21 protein-coding genes are annotated in these 24,152 nt (G+C 72.5%); 4 read left to right on the forward strand and 17 right to left on the reverse strand.

The window, feature by feature from the left end:
- Positions 1–208 precede the first annotated feature (208 nt).
- The 4 genes from ABT084_RS23340 to ABT084_RS23355 are packed head-to-tail and all read left to right on the forward strand — an operon-like array spanning position 209 to position 3,829.
- A complete protein-coding gene (locus ABT084_RS23340) occupies positions 209–1,792 on the forward strand; it encodes a PP2C family protein-serine/threonine phosphatase (RefSeq protein ID WP_502969026.1) in 1,584 nt (527 codons plus the stop codon).
- Positions 1,789–2,862 (forward strand): cobalamin B12-binding domain-containing protein, encoded by a 1,074-nt coding sequence (locus ABT084_RS23345; protein WP_351047131.1) that lies wholly within the window; start codon positions 1,789–1,791, stop codon positions 2,860–2,862. The genes ABT084_RS23340 and ABT084_RS23345 overlap by 4 nt, the downstream gene beginning before the upstream one ends.
- The gene (locus ABT084_RS23350) at positions 2,859–3,296 is read left to right on the forward strand and encodes an STAS domain-containing protein (RefSeq protein ID WP_351047133.1); all 438 of its coding nucleotides are present in this window, start codon (positions 2,859–2,861) and stop codon (positions 3,294–3,296) included. The genes ABT084_RS23345 and ABT084_RS23350 overlap by 4 nt, the downstream gene beginning before the upstream one ends.
- A 41-nt stretch (positions 3,297–3,337) precedes the next feature.
- Positions 3,338–3,829 carry a MarR family winged helix-turn-helix transcriptional regulator gene (locus tag ABT084_RS23355; RefSeq protein WP_351047136.1) on the forward strand — a complete coding sequence of 164 codons (492 nt, stop codon included), beginning with the start codon at positions 3,338–3,340 and terminating at the stop codon, positions 3,827–3,829.
- A 36-nt stretch (positions 3,830–3,865) separates the two neighbouring features.
- Here the strand turns inward: ABT084_RS23355 and ABT084_RS23360 are convergent, their stop codons facing one another.
- The 17 genes from ABT084_RS23360 to ABT084_RS23440 form a co-directional block, all read right to left on the reverse strand.
- Positions 3,866–4,579 carry an alpha/beta fold hydrolase gene (locus ABT084_RS23360; RefSeq protein WP_351047139.1) on the reverse strand — a complete coding sequence of 238 codons (714 nt, stop codon included), beginning with the start codon at positions 4,577–4,579 and terminating at the stop codon, positions 3,866–3,868.
- Positions 4,576–5,391 (reverse strand): helix-turn-helix domain-containing protein, encoded by an 816-nt coding sequence (locus ABT084_RS23365; protein WP_351047141.1) that lies wholly within the window; start codon positions 5,389–5,391, stop codon positions 4,576–4,578. The genes ABT084_RS23360 and ABT084_RS23365 overlap by 4 nt, the downstream gene beginning before the upstream one ends.
- A 151-nt stretch (positions 5,392–5,542) precedes the next feature.
- Positions 5,543–6,394 (reverse strand): alpha/beta fold hydrolase, encoded by an 852-nt coding sequence (locus ABT084_RS23370; protein ID WP_351047143.1) that lies wholly within the window; start codon positions 6,392–6,394, stop codon positions 5,543–5,545.
- Positions 6,395–6,550: 156 nt separating this feature from the next.
- Entirely contained in the window at positions 6,551–7,798 is a 1,248-nt protein-coding gene (locus ABT084_RS23375; RefSeq protein ID WP_351047145.1) for a PucR family transcriptional regulator, read from the reverse strand.
- A gap of 137 nt (positions 7,799–7,935) precedes the next feature.
- Positions 7,936–10,839 carry a helix-turn-helix transcriptional regulator gene (locus tag ABT084_RS23380; RefSeq protein ID WP_351047148.1) on the reverse strand — a complete coding sequence of 968 codons (2,904 nt, stop codon included), beginning with the start codon at positions 10,837–10,839 and terminating at the stop codon, positions 7,936–7,938.
- A gap of 81 nt (positions 10,840–10,920) precedes the next feature.
- Positions 10,921–11,535: an FMN reductase gene (locus ABT084_RS23385; protein WP_351047150.1), complete on the reverse strand. Its 615-nt coding sequence runs from the start codon at positions 11,533–11,535 to the stop codon at positions 10,921–10,923.
- Entirely contained in the window at positions 11,532–12,617 is a 1,086-nt protein-coding gene (locus tag ABT084_RS23390; protein ID WP_351047153.1) for an LLM class flavin-dependent oxidoreductase, read from the reverse strand. The genes ABT084_RS23385 and ABT084_RS23390 overlap by 4 nt, the downstream gene beginning before the upstream one ends.
- A 118-nt stretch (positions 12,618–12,735) precedes the next feature.
- Positions 12,736–13,572 (reverse strand): alpha/beta fold hydrolase, encoded by an 837-nt coding sequence (locus ABT084_RS23395; RefSeq protein WP_351047155.1) that lies wholly within the window; start codon positions 13,570–13,572, stop codon positions 12,736–12,738.
- Between the two features lie 133 nt (positions 13,573–13,705).
- The gene (locus ABT084_RS23400) at positions 13,706–16,468 is read right to left on the reverse strand and encodes an ATP-binding protein (RefSeq protein WP_351047158.1); all 2,763 of its coding nucleotides are present in this window, start codon (positions 16,466–16,468) and stop codon (positions 13,706–13,708) included.
- Positions 16,465–17,352, reverse strand: a complete 888-nt coding sequence (locus tag ABT084_RS23405; protein ID WP_351047160.1) for a carbohydrate ABC transporter permease — start codon at positions 17,350–17,352, stop codon at positions 16,465–16,467. Before ABT084_RS23405 ends, ABT084_RS23400 begins: the two co-directional genes overlap by 4 nt.
- On the reverse strand, positions 17,349–18,005 hold the full coding sequence (locus tag ABT084_RS23410) for a carbohydrate ABC transporter permease (RefSeq protein ID WP_351047163.1): 657 nt from the start codon (positions 18,003–18,005) through the stop codon (positions 17,349–17,351). The genes ABT084_RS23405 and ABT084_RS23410 overlap by 4 nt, the downstream gene beginning before the upstream one ends.
- The gene (locus tag ABT084_RS23415) at positions 17,903–18,313 is read right to left on the reverse strand and encodes a hypothetical protein (RefSeq protein ID WP_351047166.1); all 411 of its coding nucleotides are present in this window, start codon (positions 18,311–18,313) and stop codon (positions 17,903–17,905) included. Before ABT084_RS23415 ends, ABT084_RS23410 begins: the two co-directional genes overlap by 103 nt.
- Positions 18,313–19,644 carry an ABC transporter substrate-binding protein gene (locus ABT084_RS23420; RefSeq protein ID WP_351047169.1) on the reverse strand — a complete coding sequence of 444 codons (1,332 nt, stop codon included), beginning with the start codon at positions 19,642–19,644 and terminating at the stop codon, positions 18,313–18,315. The genes ABT084_RS23415 and ABT084_RS23420 overlap by 1 nt, the downstream gene beginning before the upstream one ends.
- Positions 19,645–19,746: 102 nt before the next feature.
- Entirely contained in the window at positions 19,747–20,472 is a 726-nt protein-coding gene (locus ABT084_RS23425; protein WP_351047172.1) for an alpha/beta fold hydrolase, read from the reverse strand.
- Positions 20,473–20,541: 69 nt separating this feature from the next.
- Positions 20,542–21,279 carry a GPR1/FUN34/YaaH family transporter gene (locus ABT084_RS23430; RefSeq protein WP_351047175.1) on the reverse strand — a complete coding sequence of 246 codons (738 nt, stop codon included), beginning with the start codon at positions 21,277–21,279 and terminating at the stop codon, positions 20,542–20,544.
- A gap of 14 nt (positions 21,280–21,293) precedes the next feature.
- The gene (locus ABT084_RS23435; RefSeq protein ID WP_351047177.1) at positions 21,294–23,180 is read right to left on the reverse strand and encodes an amidohydrolase; all 1,887 of its coding nucleotides are present in this window, start codon (positions 23,178–23,180) and stop codon (positions 21,294–21,296) included.
- Positions 23,177–24,130, reverse strand: a complete 954-nt coding sequence (locus ABT084_RS23440; protein ID WP_351047180.1) for an alpha/beta hydrolase — start codon at positions 24,128–24,130, stop codon at positions 23,177–23,179. The genes ABT084_RS23435 and ABT084_RS23440 overlap by 4 nt, the downstream gene beginning before the upstream one ends.
- Positions 24,131–24,152: the final 22 nt, after the last annotated feature.

The raw sequence follows: 24,152 nt of genomic DNA on the forward strand, positions 1-24,152 counted from the left end.
CCCGCGGCGGTATGGGACGGTGGGGCGGGGTGGGCGCGGTTGCCAGGAGGGTGACGAATGGAGGATGGTTGCCGGAAGACAAGTAACCTTCTTCGAGTCTATGAGGTGAGGGGTTCGCGCAGCGGGCCTCAACGATTTGGTGATTCCCACCCAGGAAGCGGCCCCCCAGGTGCGCGCGCCGTGGAGTGAGGCCCCCTACCCCGTGCTTGTGGCCGACGGCCAGGGAATTCTGGTGCTGGTCAACGAGGTTGCCGGTCTGCTTTTCCCCCAGGCCCGCGCAGGGGCGCCGATCTCGGGCACGGTGCCCGCATGGCTGTCCGAAGCCCACGCCCGCCATCTCGCCTCGACGCCTGCCCGGCCTTCGGCAGCCGGAGCGGGCGCCCTGGTGCAGGGTCCGGTCTGCGACCGCTCGTACGAAGCGCATCCGACGGTGCGCGGGGACGGGACCGTGGTGTGGTGGCTCGTCGACGACACCGATCACCGTCTGGCGCGCGAGGCCTTGCGGATGGAGCGCAAGCGCACCGCCTTTCTGGGGGAGGCTTCGAATGTGCTGCTGTCCTCGCTGAATCTGGAACGGTGCATGGACGTAACGGCGCAGATGGCCGCCGAGCACCTGGCCGACGCGGCGGTGGTCATCGCGCCCTCTCGCCGCCGTGAGCTCCCGCTCGTGGCCTGCCTGCGCAGCGGGATGCCGGTGGCGTCGCAGGTCGCCGCGCACCCCGACGCCGTACCGGGCCTGGCGGAAGCACTGCAGGGGTTCCCTCCCGTCCCGTCGCGCTGGATCGATCCCGCGACCGCCCCGGCATGGCTGGTCCCGGAGGGGTTCGGCACGGTGGGGTCGATCGTGATCACTCCGCTGCCCGGCCACGGCGTTCCCGCGGGCGCGCTGGTCCTCCTGCGTCGCGCGGGTGGTAGCGGGTTCACCGACGGCGAGGAGGTCTTCGCTCGCCTCTTCGCCGCGCGCGCGGGCGCCGCGATGTCGGCGGCACGGCTGTATGCGGAGCAGGCGTCGATCAGCGAAACGCTGATGCGCGACCTGCTGCCGCCCTCCCTGCACCAGGTGTCGGGGGTCGAGTACGCGGGCGGCTACCGGCCCTCCGCGGATCACGAGCGGATCGGCGGGGACTTCTACGACGTCCACCCCGCCGCCGTGGCCGGCGAGGCGTCGCTGGTCGTGCTGGGGGACGTGTGCGGCAAGGGCCTGGAAGCCGCGGTGTTGACGGGGAAGATCCGCAACAGCCTGCATGCCCTGCTGCCCATGGCCGATGACCATCAGCGGATGCTGAGCCTGCTGAACTCCGCCCTCCTCAATACGCACAACGCGCGCTTCGCGACTCTGGTCCTGGCCTCCGCGGTGCGTGAGGGCGCCGCCGTGAAGCTGCGGCTGACCAGTGCCGGTCATCCCGCTCCGCTGATCCTGCGCGCCGACGGAACCGTCGAGGAAGCCGCGACCCACGGCACGCTGGTCGGCGCTCTGCCTGCCGTGACCACCGAGACCGCGGAAGTGACGCTCGCGCCGGGCGAGACGTGCGTGCTCTACACCGACGGGATCACCGAGGCGCGGGGCGGACCCCTGGGCGGGGCCATGTTCGGTGACTCCCGTCTTCAGCGCGTACTCGCGCAGTGCGCGGGGATGCCGGCGGAAGCGGTGGTGGAGCGAGTCCAGATGCTGGCCTCCGAATGGGTCGGTGGTGGCCGTCACGACGACATGGCCGTGGTGGCCATCTCCGCGCCCCGGAGCAACCACCTCACCGCGGTGGACGGGCACACGAGGGGCAGGTTCACAGCGTGACAACCAACCCGGCCCCCACGGGACCTCTGGCCGCACGGCTCTGGGACGCGGTATTGGCCGGCGACGAGCGGACCGCGGTCGCCGCGGTCCGCCGGGCCCTGGATGACGGAGCAGAGCCCGAAGGCGTGCTGTTGGACGTGATCGCTCGGGTCCAGGGCCGCATCGGTGGCCACTGGGCCGCCAACCGGATCAACGTCGCGCAGGAGCATGCCGCCACCGCGATCAACGAGCGTACCGTCGGCGCCGTCGCCGGGCATCCCGCCGCCCGTACGGAGCCGTCGCGCGGGCGGGTCGTGGTCGCGTGCGTGGACGGGGAGTGGCACGGGCTGCCGGCACGGCTCGTAGCCGAGGTCCTCAAGCTGCGAGGCTGGCAGGTGGACTACCTCGGCGCCCACGTCCCCACTCCGCATCTCGTCGCGCACATCCACCGCACCGGGCCGGAAGTCGTCGCCCTGTCCAGTTCGATCCCCACCCGGCTGCCCACCGCGCACGCCACGATCACCGCATGTCAGGCTGCCGGGGCCCCGGTTCTCGTGGGGGGAGCCGCGTTCGGGCCGGACGGCGAGTACGCCCGCCTGCTCGGCGCGGACGCGTGGGCGCCGGACGCCCGCTCGGCCGCCGACCTTCTCGAGCGCCGGCCACTGCCGCGTCCCCGGGCCGACCACCAGCCCATCGATGACCTGCCGCACCTGGCCGACCAGGAGTACACCCTCGTCACCCGCAGCCGCCCCCAGCTCGTACGGGCGGTCCTGACCGCCCTGGAGAACAGACTGCCGTCGATGCGCGGCTACGACGAGGCGCAACGGGAGCGCACGGCCGAGGACCTGGCCCACATCGTCGATTTCCTCGGCGCCGCCCTCTACACCGGCGACCCCGAGCTGCTCTCCCGCTTCCTGCTGTGGACCACGGGCATCCTCGAAGCCCGCGGCGTCCCCGCGCGGAGTCTGCCACCGGCGCTGGACGTGCTCGCAGGTGAGTTGAAGGACTTCCCCCGCGCCACCGACATGCTCCGTTCGTCCCTCACACGCCTGCCCCCTGCCCCTCTCACCGTTGGCGGAGCCGCCGAATGATCCCCGCACCCGGGCCCCTGCGCCTCACCCGCACCGATACGGCCGGCGCCGTGCGCATCGAACTGCACGGTGACTTCGACCACCAGGATGCCGACCGCCTCCTGGACGCCGCCTGCGACGTCCTGGCCTGCCCGGGCGGGCTGCGTGATCTGCGCGTGGACTGCACGGACATGGCCCGTGTCGACTCCAGCGGGCTGGCGGTCCTGCTGATGATCCGCCGGCGCACCGACGCCGCGGGCGTACGCTTGCACCTCGACGGACGGCCGGCGGAGCTGGAGCGGATACTGCAGGTCACCGGCACCCTCGACTACCTCACCAGCCCACACACCGGTAACCGGTCGACAACCACGACGGCCACGACGGCCGAGAGAGCGTCGGTCAGCAGGCAGGAAGCCATGAAGTCCCGCTCCAGCGGGCAGGACCCCAGCACTTGAGCGGCACCGGCGGGCGGTCCGCTCGCCCGGAGGGAACCCACATGTCCGTACCGGCCTTCGGCCCGAGCAGCAGCGACCCGGGCACCGCACGCTCGGTCAGCGACATCGCCGAACTCCTCGACGTCGTCTACGAGAACGCCCGCCAAGCCGATACAGCCTCGCCGGTCTCCACCACTCAGCTGCGTCTGATGTTCCTCCTCGACCGTCGGCCCGGGATCCGCATGAGCGCCCTGGCCCAGCTCCTCGGCGCCGCAGCCCCCTCCGTGACCCGGCTGTGCGACCGGCTGGAGGCCACCGGATTTCTACGTCGCCATCCATGCCCCGGGGACGGCCGCGAGCTCACTCCCCGTCTCACCCCGGCCGGTGAACGGCACCTCGCCCAGATACGCGAGAAGCGCCAGCAGACGCTCGCCCAGGCCCTCGACACCATGAGCGCCGACAGCAGGCAAGCACTCGCGACAGGACTCGCAGCACTCCAGGCGGGCATTACCTCGACCACCGGCTCCCCCCACCACAACAGCCCCGCCGCCTGACGACACCCTGGGCGGCTCGCCCCCACGAGAACCGGATCAGCTCGTCGCCCGTACGGCGTCCCTGATCAGGTCGGCGACCCGGGTGGGCTCGGACAGGACGACGGCGTGGGAGGCGTCCGGGAGTTCGACGACGACGGCGCCGGCCCGGGCGGCGCCGAAGCGCTGGGCCTCGGGGCTGATCGTGCGGTCGGCCCCGGCCACCAGGGCCCAGCACGGTTTGGTCCGCCACGCCGCCGCGGAGGCGGTCTCGGTGAGGGCGGCGGTGGCGAGGGGGCGTTGTGCGGCGGCCAGGACACCGGCGACCTCTTCGGGGACGTCCGCCGCGAAGACGGAGGGAAAGGCCGTCACCTCGATGGTGACCTCGACCGCGGAGTCGCCGTCGCGGAGCGGGTACGTCCACTCCTTCAGGTGGCCCGTCAGCGGGGACTCGGGGAAGCGCCCTTGGAGCCGGCCGAGGCTCTCGCCCTCGTGAGGCACGTAGGCCGCCACGTAGACGAGCCCCACGACGTTCTCCGCGGCGCCGGCCACGGTGATCAGCGCACCGCCGTAGGCGTGGCCGACGAGTACGGCCGGGCCGTCGACCTGCGTGAGGACGGAGGTGAGGTAGGCGGCGTCGGACGTCAGGCCCCGCAGCGGGTTCGACGGAGCGATCACCGGGATACCGCTGCTCCGCAGTTCCGAGATGACGCCTATCCAGCTCGTCGCGTCGGCGAAGGCACCGTGCACGAGGACGACGGTGGGGTGGGTCATGCGAGCTCTCTTCTCGGTTTCGGGCCACGCTGCTCGTACGGAGCCGTCGGCGCGAAGGCCGAGGTCGCCAGCGCCTGCCACTCGCTGGGGCTCATGCCGTAGGCCCCGCGGAACGTGCGGCTGAAGTGCGAGGGGCTGCTGAAGCCCCAGCGGCGTGCCACCGCGGCCATGGTGAATCTCCGGTGCGAGCGGCCCAGCTCGAGCCGGCAGAACGCGAGCCTGCGCTCCCGCACCCATTGGCTCACCGTGCTGCCGTCGTTCTGGAAGAGCTTCTGCAGGTACCGGACGGAGATGTGGTGGGCGCGCGCGATCGACTCCGGTGAGAGGTCCGGGTCCATCAGATGCTCTTCGATGTAGCCGTGGATACGGGACAGCATCTCGTTGACCGCTCCGGACGCGTCGTCGGCCTCGTCCGTCGTGTCCGCGTCGAGGAGCTCCATGACCAGGACGGAGAGGAGGTGTACGGCCGTCCTGGCACGCCGGTCCCCGATCGTGGGCCGGCGGAACTCGGCCCTGGCGGCGAGCGCGGTCAGGAAGTCGGAGGCCAGCGCGCCGATCCCCGCCCCGCCGCGTACGGGTACGCCGAGCACCTGGTCCAGTTCCGGCTCCGTGACGCCCAGGTAGCAGCGGGGCACCCGGAAGAAGATCATCCGGCAGTCTTCGCCGAACTGCAGCAGGTGCCGTCGGGCCGGGTCGCAGAAGACCAGGTCGTTCGGCTCCAACAGGGTCTTGGTGCGCTCGCGTACGACGGTGACGGGCCCACGGACATGGACGCCGAGGTAGACGTGGGTCCGGTCGTTCGTCTCCGGCATCTCGGAAAGCATCTGAACCAGCCACCCCGAGGGGGAGGAGGACGAGGCCGGACCGGGCGCTTGCCGAGGCACCCGTTCGGGGACACGTGACATCAGTGTGAGGGTCATGGGGGTTCCTAGCCGTAGGTTCGTGCGGGGCGGGAGGGCGCCATCACGCCCCGGTCGCCGGCTCCTCGGCCAGGAACTTCTCCACCACGGCGTTGAAGGCCGGCGGGTTCTCCAGGAAGGGGAAGTGCGAGCTCGCCACGTCGGAGGCGAAGACGTGCAGGCGTGCGCCGGGAATCCGCTCGGCGACGAAGCGCTGTGAATCGGGGTGCACATGGCTTCCCTCACAGCCGATCACCAGGGTCGGCACATCGATCCGGGGAAGCACGTCCCGCCAGTCCTGCGCGCAGTGGTCGAACAGCAGTGGCACGGCCGCGTAGGCGGGTGTCGACCGGATCTCCTCGCCGACGAAGGCCAGCACCGCGGGGTCGGGTTCGCCGGAGAACATGCCCCGCACGAAGTCGGCGCGGACCGTGTCGCCCTCCGGCCCCGCGAGGGCCGCGCCCAGGTACAGCAGCCCCGACACATCGAAGAGGGCGCCGGAGTCCCGCTGTTCGCGCTCGGTCGTCCAGGGCACGGCGGCGACCGCCGCGGGCTGGTCGACGGCGACGAAGCGCCGGATCCGTGCGGTCCCGTACTGGTCGATGAAGCTCCACCACACCGAGACGCCCATGGACCAGCCCAGCGCGTCGAAACGGTCGAGACCGAGATGGTCGACGAGTTCGAGCACGTCGCGGGAGAGCCGGGCGATGCGGTAGCCGTGATGCGGCTTGCCGGACTTCCCGTGGCCGCGGAGGTCGACGGTGACGACGCGGCGGCCGGGCGCCAGTCCTTCGATCTGGTGGCGGAACATCGCCTGCGTCTGCCCCCAGCCGTGCAGCATCACCAGCGCGACGCCCTCGCCGCCGGTATCCTGGTACGCGAGCCGTGCACCGTCCGTCGTGATCAGTTCCTTCATGGCCTCTCCCCTGGTCACAGGCGGTATTGCGGTCCCGCCCGTCCCGAACATCATCGAATGGGGCCCGCCGCCCGTACCACCGCGAGCTGTAGGAATCGGGCCGTGGATCCTCCTCGCTTTGTCGAAGCGAGGAGGACGAGGAGGACGAGGAGGGGGTCAGCCGGCGCGGTCGCCACCCGGGGCGAGGAGTTCCTCGATCCTGAGGCCGAGGTGGAGCGTGAGCCGGTGGGCGCCGTCGTCGAGGTCGAGTCCGGTGATCTCCTGGATCTGGCGCAGGCGGTAGTAGAGCGAGGTGCGGTGGATTCCCAGCGTGTCCGCGGTCCTGGGAATCGATCCCGCGTGTTCGAGGAAGCAGCGCAGGGTGTCCCGCAGGCGGTCGCCGCCGTGCGCCCCGGTCAGGGTGCGGAGCGGCTTCGGGACCAGGGACGTGTTCAGGGCGTGCTCGGGGAGCTGGAACAGCACGGCGAGTTCTCCGAGGAGTTCCCAGTCACCGGCGCTCTTCAGGGTGGGGAGCCGGCGTGCCGCGCGCGCTGCCACGAGCGCCTGCTCGTACGACGTCCACGCGTCGTCCAGGCCGGGGTGCCGCCCGCCCACTCCGATCACCGGGTCCGCCGACGGGCTCAGGAAGGTACGGAGTTCGTCGAGGATGCGAGCGGACTGGGCCGCGACCTCGTCCGGGCCGGGCGGGCGGTCCCGGAGCTGGAGGAGTGTCGCCCGCTCCTTCCCGATCGCGATGAGGCCCTGGGCCGAACGCGTCTGCCGGAACCCTTCCAGCGCCCCCCACAGGGCCGCCTCGGACTGTCGCACGAGCTCGGTCGCGCAGCTCAGCTGGACGACGGTGACCAGGACGTGCTCGGCCGCTCCGAGCAGTCCGAGATCCCTGCCCCGCCGCCGTGCGGTGGTACGGGCGGCGACGTCGGCGGCGACGAGGTCGAGCACGAGGTCCCGCTCGTCGGCCTTGCGGGCGTCGGTGGCGATGTGCTCTCCGTACATCTGGGCGGCCATGGCGTCCGCGGCCCGGGCGATGGCACGTGTCTCGTGCTCCGCGAGCGTCTTGTCGGGCACGACCACCAGGAGCAGTCCGAGGAGATGTCCGCGCTCGCGCAGGGGCACGACGTACCGGGGCAGCAGTCCGAGATCGTCACGGCCGTCGATGAACCCGGCTCTGGACCACTGGGTCACGCCCTGGGCGAGGACGTAGCGGATGCTCGCGTTGTCGGCGCGGCCCTGCAGCAGGGTTCCGATGCGGACCGGGTCCTCGTCACCGAAGTGGCGGCTCGTGCAGACCATGCGGACCAGCGGGTCGTCGACGACGACGGACCGGCCGAGCTGCTCCGCGAGCTCGTCGACGAGCGCCTGGAGCTCGGGACTTCCGGGACGGGCTCGCTGGAGCCTTGCGGTCATGCGCTGTTCCTCTCTCGATCAGCTGTTCCCCGCGGACTTCTCCGGTCCGCGGCTCTTGATCATTCTGAGGAAGCGACGACGTGGGCACATCGCACGAATCGTCCATTGCCGTGACGCCCACAGGGGATACGAAGCGACTACTCTCCGCTGTCACGATGCTTCGCCAGCCGGGTCAGCTCCCCGCGTGAGGTGATGTCCAGCTTGGTGAAGGCCCGGCGCAGGTGCGAACTCACGGTGTGCGGTGAGAGGGAGAGGTGCTCGGCCACCTGCTGGTTGGTCAGCCGCCGCGCCACCAGCCGTACGACCCGTAGCTCCGCGGCCGTCAGCTCCGGCCACGCACCGGAGAGCCCGGCGGGCGAGGGCCGGCGCCGGATCCCGGCGGCCCGCAGGCGCCGGCGGACGCGTGCGATGTCCCGCTCGGCGCCCGCTCGCGCGTAGAGCGCGAGGGCCGTCTCGAAGTACGGCACCGCTTCGGACGTGCGGGTGACCGCCAGCTTGCGTCCGGCGTCCTCCAGTGCCGACGCCCGGGCCATCACCCGGGGGCAGTCCTCGTACAGCCGGACGGCGCGTACGAGAGGGGCCAGGTCGTTGTCGAGGAGCCCCCGGGCGTGCGCGGCGGTGGCGGCGAGGAACGTGAGGCCGGGGTTGAGCACGGCTCGCCGCTCGGCCAGGGCGACCGCCTGCGCGGCCCGTTCGTGCGCGCCGGCGCGCAGCGCCATACGGACGAGGACCGGGGCGTCGGCGGGGTCGACCAGACCGGCGTAGGCCGGGCGGTCCGCGGCGGGCGAGGCCATCACCTCGTCGAGTTCGGCCATGGCACGGTCCGGCCGGCCGTCGAAGTCGGCCATCAGCGCCAGCATCCAGGAGCCGAAGTGCCGGACGACGGGTGCGCCGTCGCTCCGCATGCGCCTCGCCTCCGCCGCGTACGCCCGCGCGGTCCGCTGGTCGTTGGTGTGCAGGGCGACGCGCATCATCACGTACCGGAGCGTGACGTCGTCGAGGCTGCCCGGGCCGAGATCGTCGGTCGCCCGGGCCGCGGCCTCGGCGTCGGCCCGGGCGTCCGTCAGCCGTCCGACCTCCAGAAGGATGCGGGAACGGGTCATGAGCCACATACGGGTGGCCGCCGTCCTGCCCTGCTCCCGGGTGATCCGGATGCCCTCCTCCGCGGCGGCGAGCGCCTGCGCGGTGCGTCCGGTGGTGTTCGACAGGAGAGCGTGCCACAGGGCCTCCGGAACCCACAGCGAGGTGCTGACGCCCAGGGCCTCGGCCAGCGCGGCGGCCCGCTCGGCCTGCCGGAACGCCTCGGTCAGGTCCATGCGGTGGAAACTCGCGGCCGAGCGGACCGTCGTCAACGTGGCCTCGGCGGAGCGGTCCCCCGCTGCCGCCGCGGTCTCCCACGCCTCCGCGGCGACCTCCTCGGCCGCCGCGTGCTCGCCCGCCATCGACAGGCCGACGGCGAGCATGGCGAGCAGCCGCCCCCGCAGGTCCACGGGGATCCCGGGCAGCGCCGCCCCGGCGCGGGCCTGCCGGACCGCCTCGCAGAAGTCGAACGGTACGGCGAGGCGTGCCAGGGCGAGGCGTATGCGTGCCTCGTCCTCAGGTCCGGGCCCGCCGGTCGCCAGGGCTGAGGCCCCCAGCTCCCGCGCCTGGGCGGCCCGGCCCGTCTGCCACAGCAGCGGGATCGTCTCGGCGATGATCCGCGGCCGCTCCGGAGCGTCCGCCGTGGTGAGTTCCAGGGCCCTGAGGCTGTGTTCCGCGGCGGGTCCGGGAGCGGTGGCCGCGAGTTCCGCCGCGGCGGTGCGCAGCCGGTCGGCCTCCGCCGCGGCCGTGCGCGGCCGGTCGGCCTCCGCCGCGTCTCCCGGCCCCGCTCTCCCGCCCTCCGGCGCATCCGCCGGTGCTCGCCCGGCCGACGGCCCGGGAAGCCCGGCCGGGGAGGCCGCGCTCCCCGGCGGCGGCTCGGCGGCCTGACCCCGCAGGGCCCTGCGCAGGGACAGGGGGAGGCCGGCTTCCACCGCCTCGCGGATCAGGTCGTGGCGGAAGGCGAGGCGATCGCCGCTTTCGGTGAGCAGATCGGCGTCGAGGGATTCCCGTACCGCCGTGATGAGCGCCGCCGAGGACTTGCCGAGCAGTTCGGCCAGCAGAGCGACGGTGACCGGGCCACCCACGGCCGCCGCCGTCTGTACCAGCTCCCGTGCCTCGTCGGACAGCTGGGCGAGGCGGCGCACGACGGAGGGGAGCTCCCGTGGGCCGGGGGGTCCGGCCGGCAGCCCGGCCGTGCCGTTCTCGATCGTCACCGCCTCCCGCAGCGAGCCGAGCAGCTCGACCAGCAGCTGCGGGACCCCTTCGGCGCGGCGGACGACGCCGAGGACGTCCGGGTCGGGGGCGGCGCCGAGGACGTCCTCGGTGATCCGTGCGGTGGCCCGGTCGTCCAGCGTTCCCAGCGCCAGCTCGTGGGCGCCCGCCTGCCGGATCCTGTCCAGGGTCGTGCGCACTCCCGACGGCACGCTGCCACCGCGCACGGCGACCAGCCACAGGATGGGGTGCGACGAGAGTCCGGCCGCGAGGGTGTTGAAGGTGAGCAGGGTCAGGTCGTCGCACCACTGGAGGTCGTCGAGCACGACGAGCAGCGGGCCGTTTCGAGCCGTCTCCCGCAGGCGGTCCCCCAGCTCCTGGAGCAGCCAGAACCGCTGGCCGGGTGTGGTGGCGAGGTCCCTGAGGCGGCCGGCGCCCGACAGCGGTTCCTCGCCGGAGAGCAGACCGTCGAGGAGCGGGCCGAGCGGCACGAACTGGTCGTCGGGGTCCGCGGCCCCCTCGAACACCCTCGTCCCGCGCCGCCTCGCGGCTGCCGCGGCCTCCGCGAGGATCCTGGACCTGCCGATGCCGACGGGGCCCTCGACGCGGATGATCCCGCCCTCGCCCCGGCCGAGCGCGTCGAGCCGCGCCTCGATGAACGCCAGTTCGGCGTCCCTGCCGCGCAGGGGCGTCCGTACACCGTCGGGTTCCTCGGGCTCGGTCCTTGTCGTCACTCGGTTCACGCTCATACGGCGGATCAGTATGAACCATGTGAACCACCCCGCCCCCGCCCCGCCGCCCCCGGCCGCCGCCCGGGCCCGCGGCCCGTCTCAGTCGAAGCGCAGGTCGGCGAGTTGCCGTTCGAGCGCGGTGACGTCGTCCTCCGGCTCCTCACCGACCGGGCGCGCCGCCATGAGCGCGGCGAGCTCGACGCCCGCCCGGCGGACGCGGCCGGGCAGGCCGTCGGTGTACGCGTCCCCACCCGAGCCCCAGTCCTCGGAGGCGGCGAACACGGCCGTGGGGACGACGACGGCGCGCAGGTAGGCGAAGAGCGGGCGCACGGCGTGCTCGAGGACCAGGGAGTGGCGGGCCGTACCGCCCGTCGCCGCGATCAGGACCGGCTTCCCGGAGAGGGCGTCCGGATCGATCACGTCGAAGAAGGACTTGAAGAGCCCGCTGTAGGAGGCCGCGAAGACGGGGGTCACGACGATCAGGCCGTCGGCCGCCGTCACCGCGTCGATGGCGGCGGCCAGGCGCGGCGGGGGAAATCCGGTCACGAGGTGGTTGGCGATGTCGCCGGCCAGTTCGCGCAGCTCCACGACCTCGGTCGGCGCCGCGTGCCCCCGGGCGTCGAGTGCGTCGCGGGCCGATTCGGCCAGCCGGTCCGCGAGCAGGCGGGTGGAGGAGGGGGTGCTCAGCCCCGCGGAGACGACGGTCAGCTTCATGCGGCGGACACCTCCCGGGCGGCTCGGAGGGACGCGTGGGTGGGGGCCTGCGGCACGTCGGCCGGACGCCCCTCGGCGAACTCCCTCCGCAGCACGGGCACGACCTCTTCGCCGAGGATGTCGAGCTGTTCGAGGACGGTCTTCAGGGGCAGGCCCGCGTGGTCCATCAGGAACAGCTGGCGCTGGTAGTCGCCGACGGCATCCCGGAACGACAGGGTCCGCTCGATGACCTGCTGGGGAGAGCCCACCGTCAGCGGGGTCTGCTCGGTGAACTCCTCGAGCGACGGGCCGTGGCCGTACACCGGCGCGTTGTCGAAGTAGGGCCGGAACTCCCGTACGGCGTCCTGGGAGTTCTTGCGCATGAAGACCTGTCCGCCCAGGCCGACGACGGCGTCCTGCGGCCGTCCGTGACCGTGGTGCGCGAAGCGGCGCCGGTAGAGCTGCACCATGCGCCGGGTGTGGTCGGCCGGCCAGAAGATGTTGTTGTGGAAGAAGCCGTCGCCGTAGAAGGCGGCCTGCTCCGCGATCTCGGGGGACCTGATGGATCCGTGCCAGACGAAGGGCGGGACGCCGTCCAGGGGCCGCGGTGTCGAGGTGAAGGCCTGGAGCGGCGTACGGAACGTGCCCTCCCAGTCCACGACGTCCTCGCGCCACAGCCGACGCAGCAGCGCGTAGTTCTCCTTGGCGAGGTGGATGCCCTGGCGGATGTCCTGTCCGAACCACGGGTAGACCGGACCGGTGTTGCCGCGGCCCAGCATGAGGTCGACCCGGCCGTCGGCCAGGTGCTGGAGCATCGCGTAGTCCTCGGCGATCTTCACCGGGTCGTTGGTGGTGATCAGCGTCGTGGACGTGGACAGGATCAGTTTCTCGGTACGGGCCGCGATGTAGCCGAGCAGGGTGGTCGGCGACGACGGTACGAACGGCGGGTTGTGGTGCTCGCCGGTCGCGAAGACGTCGAGACCGACCTCCTCGGCCTTGAGCGCGATGGCGACCATCGCCTTGATGCGCTCGTGTTCGGTCGGAGTGCGACCGTTGGTGGGGTCGGGGGTGACGTCCCCGACGGTGAAGATGCCGAACTGCATGGGGTGTCCGCTCTCCTGAGCTCGTCCGGTTCCCGCGCCGGGGATCCGGGGGGGCCGGGGTGACGCCGGTGACTCCGGCGTCACCCGGCGGGTTCAACGGCGTGTCAACGGTGGGGCGTCACTTCGCCAGGAAGGCGAGGAGGGCGGTGTTGACCTCCTCGGCATGGGTCCACAGCAGACCGTGCGGGGCGCCCTCGATCTCGACGTAGTCGGCCGACGGAAGCGCCGCGTGGAAGGGGCGCGCGGTGCCCTCGGCCGGCAGGATGCGGTCGGCGGTGCCGTGCAGGATCAGGGCCGGCACGTCGACGGCGGGGATGTCGGCGCGGAAGTCGGTGTACCAGGTCGCCGGCGCGGCCGAGGCGGCGAAGGAGCCGCCGCGGGCCGCGGTGTTCCAGCTGTTGCGGACGGCCTCCTCGCTGATGCGGGTGCCCAGGTTCTCGTCGAGGTTGTAGAAGTCGTTGAAGAACGCCGTGTAGTAGGCGTAGCGGTCGGCCTTGACGGCGGCGACGACGCCGTCGAAGAACTCCTTCGGGGCGACGCCGTCCGGGTTGTCGTCGCTCTTGAGCAGGCAGGGCTCGAGCGAGGCCAGGAAGGCGACCTTGGCGACCCGGCCGGAGCCGTACGTGGAGACGTAGCGGGCGACCTCGCCGGTGCCCATGGAGAAGCCGACGAGGACGGCGTCGTTCAGGTCGAGGGTCTCCATCACGGTGTTCAGGTCGGCCGCGAAGGTGTCGTAGTCGTAGCCGGCCGTCGGCTGGGAGGACTGCCCGAATCCGCGCCGGTCGTACGTGATCACGCGGTACCCGGCTTCGAGCAGCGCGGCGCTCTGGCGCTCCCAGGAGTGGCCGTCGAGCGGGAAGCCGTGGATGAGGACGACGGGCTGCCCGGCTCCCTGGTCCTCGAAGTACAGCTCGACGGGGTTGGTGTTCTCCTGGCCCACGGTGATGTACGGCATGGGTTGCTTCCTCTGTTCGGGTCGACTGGTCCGCGCGGCGAAGCGGCGGGGTGTGCCCCTCACGCTAGGACCCGTCAGGCGCCTTCCGTTGCCGTACGGCGCACCGCGCCTTGCACGGGGGCGCAGAGGTCACTCAGCCGGCGGTGGCCGCCGCGGCGTCGTCCTCCGCGAGGACGATCCGGGCCAGGTGGACCCTCGAGCGCACCGACAGCTTGCGGAAGATCGACGCCAGATGGGTGTTGACCGTGTGCGAGGAGACGACGAGGGCCTGCGCGGCCGACCGGTTGGTGTGACCCGCGGCGATCAGCCGGGCCACCTTGCGCTCCGAGGCCGTGAGCGCGGCCCAGCCCTGGTCGGGGCGCGGCCCGAGGCCTGCGGCGCGCCGGCCGGAGCGGCTCGTGGTCCGGTCCGGATCGGCCCGGACCCGGTCGGCCTCGACGCCGGCCCCCGCCCGGGCGTAGAGCTCGTACGCCCTGGTCAGGGCGGGTGTCGCGGCGGGGTCGCCCGCTGCGCGGAGCGCGCGCCCGAGGTCGGCGGATGCGGCGGCGAGGGGCAGCGGCCGGGGGCCGGTGAGGAGGATGCGGACCGACCGCTCCAGGAGTCCGTGGTCGGCGTGCGCCAGGGCGGCCGCGTGGGCGGCCGTCCCCTGGGCGGTCGGCACGGTGGGGTTGCGGGCGGCGTGCTCGCCGGCCTGGGCCGCGAGGTCCTCGGCCAGGTTCCGGTCCCCGGCGCGCAGGGCGATCCGCACGGCCTGGACGACATGCGGGCGCAGCAGCCGCCACCGCAGGAAGGGGTGGTCCCGCTGCACGGATCGGAGCAGTTCGGCCGCTGCCGCGTGGTCGCCGTCGGCGTCGGCGACGACGGCCTCGAAGTACTGGTGCGTGGCGTGGTTGCCGGTGTTCGGCCGGTCCGCCACGGCCGTCCGCACGACGTCCAGGTGTTCCCGCACGGCGTCGCGGTCGCCGCGCAGCATCGCGAGCAGACCGCGGTTGACGCGGATGTTGACCAGATTGCCGGGCACCCGCAGGTCCGCTTCGAGCCGCTCGGCGGTGACGAGGTCGGCCTCCGCGTCGTCGAGCCGGCCGAGCCCCATGTTCAGGGTTCCCCGGGCCCAGATCAGCATGGCGGGGCGCAGGGGAGCGTCGCCCGCCGTCCGCAGCAGGCGCCGTGCGGTGTCGAAGTCGTCCATGTGGATCCGGGCGACGACCTCCTCCGGCAGGAAGGCCGTGTCGAACACGCTCAGCGCCGTGTGGTGTGCCACGGCGGCGGCGCAGTCTCCGGCGTTGAGGGCGATCTCGCCGAGGCCCCAGAGCGCGAGGACGCGGGCCTCCCGGTCACCGGCCCGCTCCGCCTCGGCGAGCGCCCCTTCGCCCGTCTCCCGAGCGGCCCCGAGGTCGCGTCCGCGGGACCGGGCCAGGGCCTGCCGAGCGGTCAGCCGGGCGCGGATCACCGGGTCGGTGACGGCTGCCAGCGCCGTCGTCGAGCGGCGGGTCAGCTCGTGGATGTCGTCGAGGTGCCAGAGCGTGTCGCCGAGTACGGACTGCAGACGGGCGAAGACGTCCAGGGGCGGTTGCCGGGCGAGCAACGCGTCGCCGGTGTCCCGTGCCCGGGTGTACCGGCCCGCGCGGGTCAGCGCGACGATGGCCCGTTCTCCCACGTCGAACACCATGGGCGCATGGGGCGGTACGAGTTCCAGGGCGCGCACGGCCAGGTCGGCGGCGAGGTCGGGCAGCACGGCGATCACGTCCGTGGCGGCCGTGTCGAGCAGTCCGATCGCCTCCAGGTCGCCGGGTTCGGCGCTCTTCAGCAGATGCGGGACCGCGTCGACGGAGCTCCGGCCCGCCGCGACGAGCCGGCTCGCGGCTTCCCGGTGGAGCGCCCGGCGCACGGAGGGGGTGAGGTCGGCGTACACCGCCTGGCGGAGCAGGTCGTGGCGGAACAGGAGGCGTTCGCCCTCGTCGTGGAGGAGCTGGGCGGAGATCGCCTCGTCCAGTTCGGCGCTGAGTCCCGAGGCGGACCGGCCGCACAGGGCCGCGGCGTCGGCGAGCGTGAACGCGCGGCCGAGGACCGAGCCGATCCGCAGGAAGTGCAGGGTGTCCGGCCGCAGGTCGGCCAGTCGGCCGCGCACGCCGAGGACCAGCCGCTCCGGCGGCCCCGGCGCGTCCGCGTCCAGGCCCGACGCCGCGATGCCCGCGAGCATCTCGGCCGCGAGGAAGGGGTTGCCTCCCGCCCCGTCGAGGAGTTCCGCGACCTGCTCCGGTACGTCCCCGCCCAGGACGTCGCGTGCCAGCTCGGCCAGGGCCGTGCCGGACAGCGGCCGCAGGGGGAGGGTCGTCGTCAGCGGCCCATGCCCGTACAGTTCCGGGTCGTTCCTGCCCGTGAGCAGCCAGAGGACCGGGCAGCTGAGCAGCCGTGCCGGCATGACGCTCAGGGCGAAGCGGCTCAGCGGGTCGGCCCATTGGACGTCGTCGACCGCGATCAGTACGGGCGTGCCCGCCGCGCGTTCCTCGATCAGCTGGGCCAGCCGTTCGACGAGCCAGATGCGCTGGTCGAGGTGGCCCGCGAGGTCCGCGAAGTCCGCGGCGGACAGCAGCGGCGGGTCACCGTGCAGGAGGCCCGAGGCCAGCGAGGCGAGCGGTGCCAGCTCGTGCAGCTCCTCGGCGCGCCCGTCGCTGACGATGAATCCGTGGGCCCGTGCGAGCGAGACGGTCTCCCGCAGCAGGACGCTCTTCCCGATCCCGGGCTCGCCCAGGAGCAGCGCGACCGCTCCGCCCTCGCCGCCCCGCACCGCCTCGACCAGGGCGCGCAGCCGCACCAGCTCCGCCTCGCGGCCCCGCAGCCCGGGCCGGCTCAGCCCCGTCGCCACGCCGTGTTCCGCGGGCTCCTCGGGGGTCATCCCTTGACCGATCCGGCGAGCAGTCCCCGGGCGAAGTGCCTCCGGAGGGAGAGGAAGACGAGCAGCGGGACGGACGCCGTCACGAAGGCGCCCGCGGTGAGCCGCTGCCACTCGTTGCCGTACGTCCCGGCCAGGCTCGCCAGTCGGACCGTCATCGGCGCGGTCTCGGCCGTGCCGCCCCCCAGGGTGAGTGCCACGAGGAGGTCGTTCCACACCCAGATGAACTGGATGACGGCGAAGGTGACCAGGGCCGGGCGGGCCAGGGGCAGCACGATCCGGAGCAGCAGTGTCCCGTGCGAGGCGCCGTCGACGCGGGCGGCCTCGATCAGGTCCCGGGGCAGCCCGGCCAGGAAGTTGTGCAGGAGGAACACCGCGAACGGCAGCGCGAAGACCGTGTGGGCGAACCAGACCTGGCCGAACCGCGCGGGACCGGTGAGCTGCCACGCGGGCAGGAACAGCCAGCCCTGGGAGAAGAGCTTCAGGAGGGGGACGAGCGCCATCTGGAGCGGCACGACCTGGAGCGCGAAGATGCCGACGACGAGCGCGTCGCGCCCCCTGAAGTCGATCCAGGCCAGGGCGTACGCCGCGAAGAAGGCCAGGACGAGCGGGAACAGTACCGAGGGAACGGTGATGACGACGGAGTTGACGAAGTGCTCCGCGAGCCGCCCCGACCCGTTCCCGCCGCCGGACAGCACCGCGGCGTAGTTGTCGAGCGTGAGGTGGGGCGCACGGAACACGGTCCACCAGCCCGTCGTCTTGATCTCCTCCTCGGGGCGGAAGGAGGAGAGCAGGAGACCGAGGGTCGGTGTCGTCCAGAGGACCGCGATCACCACGGCGATCCACGTGAAGGCGCGGGAGGCCAGACGCTCCCGGACGCCGGTCACCCCGTCCTCCGCCGCGCCCGGATCTGGTGGGCGACGAAGGGGGTGACGAGGACGAAGAGGAGGACGGCGAGCGCCGCGCCCCGGCCGGTCTCGCCGTAGCGGAAGGCCTGGCCGTACATCTCGTGGGCGATGACGCCCGTGTCGAACTGTCCACCGGTCATGGTCTTGACGATGTCGAAGGCCTTGAAGGTGCCGATCGCCTGGGCGAGGACCACGACGAGCAGCGTGGGCCTGATCGACGGCAGCGTGATCCGCCGGAGGATCTGCCGGGGGGACGCACCGTCGAGTCGGGCCGCCTCGGTCAGCTCATCGGGAACGGCCCTGATCGCGCCGGCCAGCAGCACGGCCGCGAAGCCCGCCTGCGTCCACACCATGGCCACGATGAGGAACAGGACGTTCCAGGGGGAGTCCACGAGCCATTGCCGCGGTGCGCCGCCGAAGGCGACGACGAGCTGGTTCAGCAGCCCGATCTGCCCGACCGCAGCGGGGCGGTAGGCGTAGACGAACTTCCAGACGACGCCCGCGCCGACGAAGGAGAGCGCCATCGGCATCAGGACGAGGAAGAGCGCGAGCGTTCGCAGCCGCGACCGCACGACGGCCGCCGCGTAGAGCAGACCGACCCGGTCGCCGTCAGCGGCACGAGCACCACCCACGCCAGGGTGTTGCGCAGCGCCACCAGCGCCCGGGGATCGGTGACCATCCACACGTAGTTGTCGAGCCCGGCCCACGCGTCTCCCCCGCCGTCGGTGAACGACAGGAGCAGGGTGCGCAGAGCGGGCAGGAGCAGACCGACCGTGAGCAGCAGCAGAGCCGGGGCCAGCAGGATCAGGGCCGCGGCCCGCCTGCGTACCGGTCCCCGGTGCAGCGCCAGCAGGATCAGGGAGACCACCGCCGCGAAGGCGGCGACGCCCTGGAGCAGGTACAGCAGCTTGGGCTGCTGGGCGACGGCGTCGAACGACATCAGTGGCTCGGCCAGGACCGTTCGATGGAGTCGGCGACCTGCCGGGTGCTCGCGCCGCCGATCCAGTCGACGGATCCCTTCCAGAACGTCCCGGCGCCGACCGACGCCGGCATCAGGTCCGACCCGTCGAACCTGAACTGCGTCCGGGGATCCTGGAGCAGCTGGATCGAGAGCCTGTCGACCGGGTTCGCGGCCCGCGCCGGATCCACTCCCTTGTTCGCCGAGACGAACGGGCCTTTCTTCATCCGCGCGTTCGCGAAGTCCGCGGAGGCCAGATACTCCTGGAACGCCCGTACTTCGGGACGGTCGGCGAACGCGGCGGTGAAGACCCCACCGCCGAGGACGGGCCGGTCGGCCGGGTCGGCCCCCGGCAGGAGGAAGGCGTAGACGTCCTTGTCCGGTCCGATCTCGGTGCCCTTGGGCCACAGGCCGGCATAGAACGAGGCCTGGCGGTGCATCGCGCAGTCGCCGGAGAGGACCGGTGTGCCGGCCTCCTGGAAGGAGACCGACGCCATCGACCGGGCCGGACCGAAACCGCCGTTGGCGAACCGGTCGTTCTTCAGGATCGACCCCACCGTGTCCATGGCCTCGATCACGCGCGGGTCGTTGAACGGGATCTTGTGGGCGACCCACTGGTCGTACACGTCCGTGCCCTGCCGGCGCAGCAGGACGTCCTCGATCCAGTCCGTCACGGGCCAGCCGGTCGCCTCGGCGGACTCGATGCCCGCGCACCACGGCGTGACGCCCGACGCCGCGACCTTCTCGGTCACGGCCATCAGCTCGGACCAGGTGCGGGGAACGCTCACTCCCCTGTCCCGGAAGAACTTCGGCGAGTACCAGACCAACGACTTCACGTTCGCGACCAGCGGCGTGCCGTAGAGGGTGCCGTCCACGGTCGCGTAGCTGTTCCAGTCCGCCGACCAGCCCTGCCGCGCGAGGGCCGCGACCCCGGCGCTCGCGGGCTTGAGCTTCCCCGCCCGCGCGAAGCGTGCCAGGAGCCCGGGCTGGGGGAAGAACGCCATGTCAGGGGCGCTTCCCCCATCGACCCGGAGCTGGATCTGGGCCTCGAACTCCCCGTCCCCCTCGTACTGGACGTCGATTCCCGTGCAGCGCGCGAAGTCCGCCCAGGTCTCTTCGAACAGGTCGGCCTCCCGGTCCCGGTTCTCCGCGTAGACGGTGACCTGGGAGCCGGGGTGCTTGCCGTACCGGGCGTACGGCCCGCAGTCCACGGCCGGCTGCGACTGCGACGGGCTGTCCTGGGGAACCCCGCAGGCGGCGGCAAGGGCGGCGAGGGCGATGACGGCGAGCGTGAGCCTCGCGCCGAACCTCATGGGTGTACTCCTCCGATCGCCCACCGAAGGGTTCTCGGGAGCGATCAGAAGCTACCAGCGCTCGAACAAAATCGACTAATCGTTCGATCTTGAACGATCGGGTCAGTGAGCGGTGGACCGGACGGCGTCCTGGATCAGCTCCACCACGGCCCGGGGATGGGCGAGCATGACCAGGTGGGAGGAGTCGACCTCGACGGTGGTCATCCCGGCGCGCTCGTAGCCGTAGCGCTCCACGTCGGGGTTGATCGTGCGGTCGGAGGAAGCGACCAGGCCCCAGGAGGGCTTGGTCCGCCACGCCGCGACGGGCGCCGCCTCCGAGAAGGCACGTGCGGCCAGGGGGCGCTGGGAGACGGCGAGCACCGCGGCGAGACCGGGGTCGACGTCCGCCGCGAAGAGGGCGGGGAACTTCTCGATGTCCACCGAGACGTCGGTGCCGGTCCCGGCGGAGCCGGCCACCGGGAACGGGGTGTAGACGAGCGCGTCGGCGAGGCCGGAGTCGGGGAAGCGGCCCTGCAGCTCGCCCAGGCTCTCGCCCTCCTCCAGCGCGTATCCCGCCAGGTACACCAGGGCGCGGACGTTGTCCTCCGCACCGGCGAGGGTGATGACGGCCCCGCCGTAGGAGTGCCCGACCAGGATCACGGGGCCTTCGACGGCGCGGATCACCGAGGCGATGTACGCGGCGTCCTCGACGAGGCCGCGGTTGGGCACCGCCGGGGCCACCACGTCCAGGCCGGCCGCGGTCAGTTCGGGGATGACGCGGGCGAAGCTGGAGGCGTCGGCGAAGGCGCCGTGGACGAGGACGACGGTGGGGCGGGCGTGTCGGGACATGGGGGAACTCCTCGGTGAGTGAAGGGGAGAGGGGGTTGTGGGCGGTGCGGTCGGCGTGCCCGGGTGCGGTCAGAGCGTGCGGCGCACGCCCGCCTGGCGTTCCAGATTGCGGAGCTGGACGGCCAGGTCGCCTTCCACGGCGAGGTGGGCGGGGCCGCTGCGGCCGATGGGCAGGACCTGCTCGCTGCGCATGTCCTCGAGCATCAGGGCGAACGCCGTGTACATCGCGACGAGCGCCACGACGAGGCCGAGCGCACCGGACGTGCGCGTCAGCCATTCGGCGCCGGTGATGCCCGCGAGGCCGGTGGCCGCCCAGCGGGGCAGGGAGGCCGCGAGGACGAACCACAGCGCGCGCTTGGGCCGGGTCACGGCCGTCATCAGGGCTCCGAAGCAGAGGAGCGCCAGGTTGAACACGCCGAGGACCTGAAGGCCGTCGGCCGCACCGCTGAGCATGACGAGCGCGTAGGGCAGCCAGCTGCCCGCGAACACCGCCATCAGCGTCGCCGCGATCACGTCACGGGCACCGAAGGCCAGGATGCTCACCAGGAGTTGCAGGACGAAGGCCGGCAGTACGGTGAAGGCGACGGCGGGGCGGGCCGCCTCGTCGAAGAGCCCGAGCTGGAGGCAGCCGGTCATCACGGACGCGATGGCGATGGTGAAGAAGCCGAGCGGCATGGGTGAGGCGATGGGGCGCAGGTTGATCCGTGTCATCGACCGGAGGTCCGGTTCGAAACGGCGTTCCGGGGGAACGTCCGGCGAGGTCGCCGGGGTGTCGCCGCCGGCAGCGGCGGGGGAGGCTGCGGACATCGGGTGGCTCTCTCTCAGTGCTCGAAGCAGGGGTCGACGAAGGACGGCGTCGTCTCGGGGACGGAGCCGCGCGCGACGCGCCACCGGCGGTGCCGCTCGGCCTCGGCGACGGCCTCGGCCACGGCCGACGCCTGGAGGGCGCCGCTCTGGTAGCCGCCGAAGTGGGCCACCGGGCTCCACACCGGGCTGACCGGCGGGACGGCCTCGTCGAGACCCTCGTACTCCGCGCTCGCCCAGACGATCCGGCCGCCGACGACGGTGAGCAGGGACTCGATGCCGGGGATGACCTCCTCGGGCACGGTGAGGTAGTCGTCGGACAGGATCGCGAGGTCGCCGTAGCAGCCCTCGCGCAGGGTTCCCTTGACGTCCTGCTCGCCGGTGAGCCGTGCTCCGCCGCGGGTGTACAGACCGAGGGCGGTCTCCCGGTCGATCAGGTTCCCGGCCGGGTAGAGCGCGGTGCCGCCGACGGTGCGTCCGGTCACGAGCCAGTGGAGCGCGACCCACGGGTTGTACGAGGAGACGCGGGTGGCGTCGGTTCCGGCGGCGACGGTCAGGCCCCGGTCGAGCATGGCCCGGACCGGCGGGGTGTGGGCGGCGGCCTCGGCACCGTACCGGTCGAGGAACGCGGCGCCCTGGAAGGACATCCGGTTCTGTACGGAGACGGCGCCGCCGAGGGCGGCGATCCGGTCGAGGCTGTCGGTGGAGACGGTCTCGGCGTGGTCGAACAGCCAGCGGTTGCCGCCGGGGAAGAGCCCTTCGGCCGCGAGCTTCTCGAAGACGGCCAGGTCGCGGCGGATCGTCTCGTCGTACGTGGCGTGGAGCCGGAAGCCCCAGCCGTTCTCCAGCAGCAGCCGGACCGCCTTCTCGAACTCGGCCTCGTACCCCTCGGCGAGCGCGGGACGGGGCTCGGAGAAGTTCTCGAAGTCCGCGGCGGCCCAGGTCAGGTTCTCGCCCGCCCCGTTCAGCCGGAGCCATTCGTCCCCGTCCCCGGGCTTGACCGTCTCGGTCCACCGCTTCAGGTCGGCGAGCTCCTGCCCGGCCGTCTGCGGGAAGAGGTGGTAGGCGATCCGGAGGGTCAGCTCCCCCGACCGGGCGAGGTCGACGACCGTGGCGTAGTTGTCGGGGAAGTTCTGGAACCCGCCGGCGGCGTCGACCGCGGACGTCAGCCCGAAGCGGTTCAGCTCGCGCAGGAAGTGGCGCGTGGATGTCCGCTGGTCGGCCTCGTCGAGAGCCGGCGCCTTGGCCAGGGTCGAGTACAGGATGAGGGCGCTCGGCGCGGCGAGGAGGACGCCGTTCGGTTCGCCGTCCCGGCCCCGGACGATCTGCCCGCCGCGGGGATCCGGGGTGTCGCGCGTGAATCCGGCCGCCCGGACCGCGGCCCGGTTCATCAGGGCCGACTGGTACAGGTGCAGGACGAAGACGGGGGTGTCCGGTGCGGCGGCGTTCAGCTCGGCGACCGTCGGCATCCTGCGCTCCGCGAACTGTTCGGCGGTCCAGCCGCCCACGACGCGGATCCACTGCCCCTTGGGCGTCCGGCCGGCCTGCTCGCGCAGCATGGCCAGGGCGTGGCGCAGACTGCGCACCCCGTCCCAGCGCAGCTCCAGGACGTAGTTCAGGCCGCCTCGGATGACGTGCAGGTGCGAGTCGTTGAGACCGGGGATCACCCTGCGGCCGAGAGCGTCGACGACCTTGGTGCCGGGCCCGACGAGGTGGGCGAGGTCGTGGTCGTCGCCGAGGGCCGCGACGCGGCCGTCACGGATCGCGACGGCGCGGGCCCCGGGCCGGTCGGGGTCACCGGTGAACACCTTGGCGTTGCGGACGAGGAGGTCGGCGTGCGCGTGGTCCGGACGCGAGGCGGGGACGAGGCCCGCCACCGGCATGCTCGTCGACGGCCCGGTCATGCGAGGGCCTTGCGGAGGGTGTCGGTGGCGAGTCCGATGGCGAGTTCGGCGGCCCGCGTCCCGCGCAGCGCGTTCAGCATCACGAAGTCGTGGATGGTCCCCTGGACGCGGAGCGCGGTCACGGGGACCCCGGCGGCGCGGAGCTTCGCCGCGTACGCCTCGCCCTCGTCGCGCAGGACGTCCGCCTCGGCCGTGATCACCAGGGCCGGCGGCAGGCCGGTGAGCTGCTCGGTGGAGGCGCGCAGCGGGGAGGCGGTGATCTGGGTGCGCTCGGCCTCGTCGGTCGTGTACTGGTCCCAGAACCACGTCATGGCGTCGCGGCGCAGGAAGTAGCCCTCGGCGAAGAGGTGGTACGAGTCGGTGTCGCAGCTCGCGTCCGTGACCGGGTAGAAGAGCACCTGCTGGACGAGGGTCACATCGCCGCGCTGCTTGGCCATGAGGGTGAGGGCTGCGCTCATGTTGCCGCCGACCGAGTCGCCCGCGACGGCGATCCGCGTGCCGTCGAGGTCCTTGTGGTGGCCCTCGCGGGCGACCCACTGGGCGACGGCGTAGTTCTGCTCGATCGCGACGGGGTAGCGGGCCTCGGGAGAGAGGTCGTATGCGGGGAAGACGACGGCCGCCCCGGCGCCGACGGCGAGTTCACGGACGAGCCGGTCATGGGTGTGGGCATTGCCGAAGACCCAGCCCGCGCCGTGGAGGTAGAGGATGACGGGCAGCGGACCGGTGGCGCCGCGCGGGCGGACGATCCGGGCGCGGACGTCGCCGGTCGGGCCGCCGTGGACGGTGACCCACTCCTCGTCGACGTCGGGCAGCGGAACACCCTCGCCGCTCTGCACGTCGTCCACCGCCTTGCGGCCTTCGGCTACCGGGATCTGGTAGAGGTACGGCGGCTGGGCGGTGGCGTCGGCGAACGCCTGGGCGGCGGGTTCGAGGATCGGCCGGTTCTTCATGAGGGGTTCTCCTTCTGGGGAT

The organism is Streptomyces sp. NPDC002138 (assembly GCF_040296485.1).
Lineage (GTDB): Bacteria > Actinomycetota > Actinomycetes > Streptomycetales > Streptomycetaceae > Streptomyces.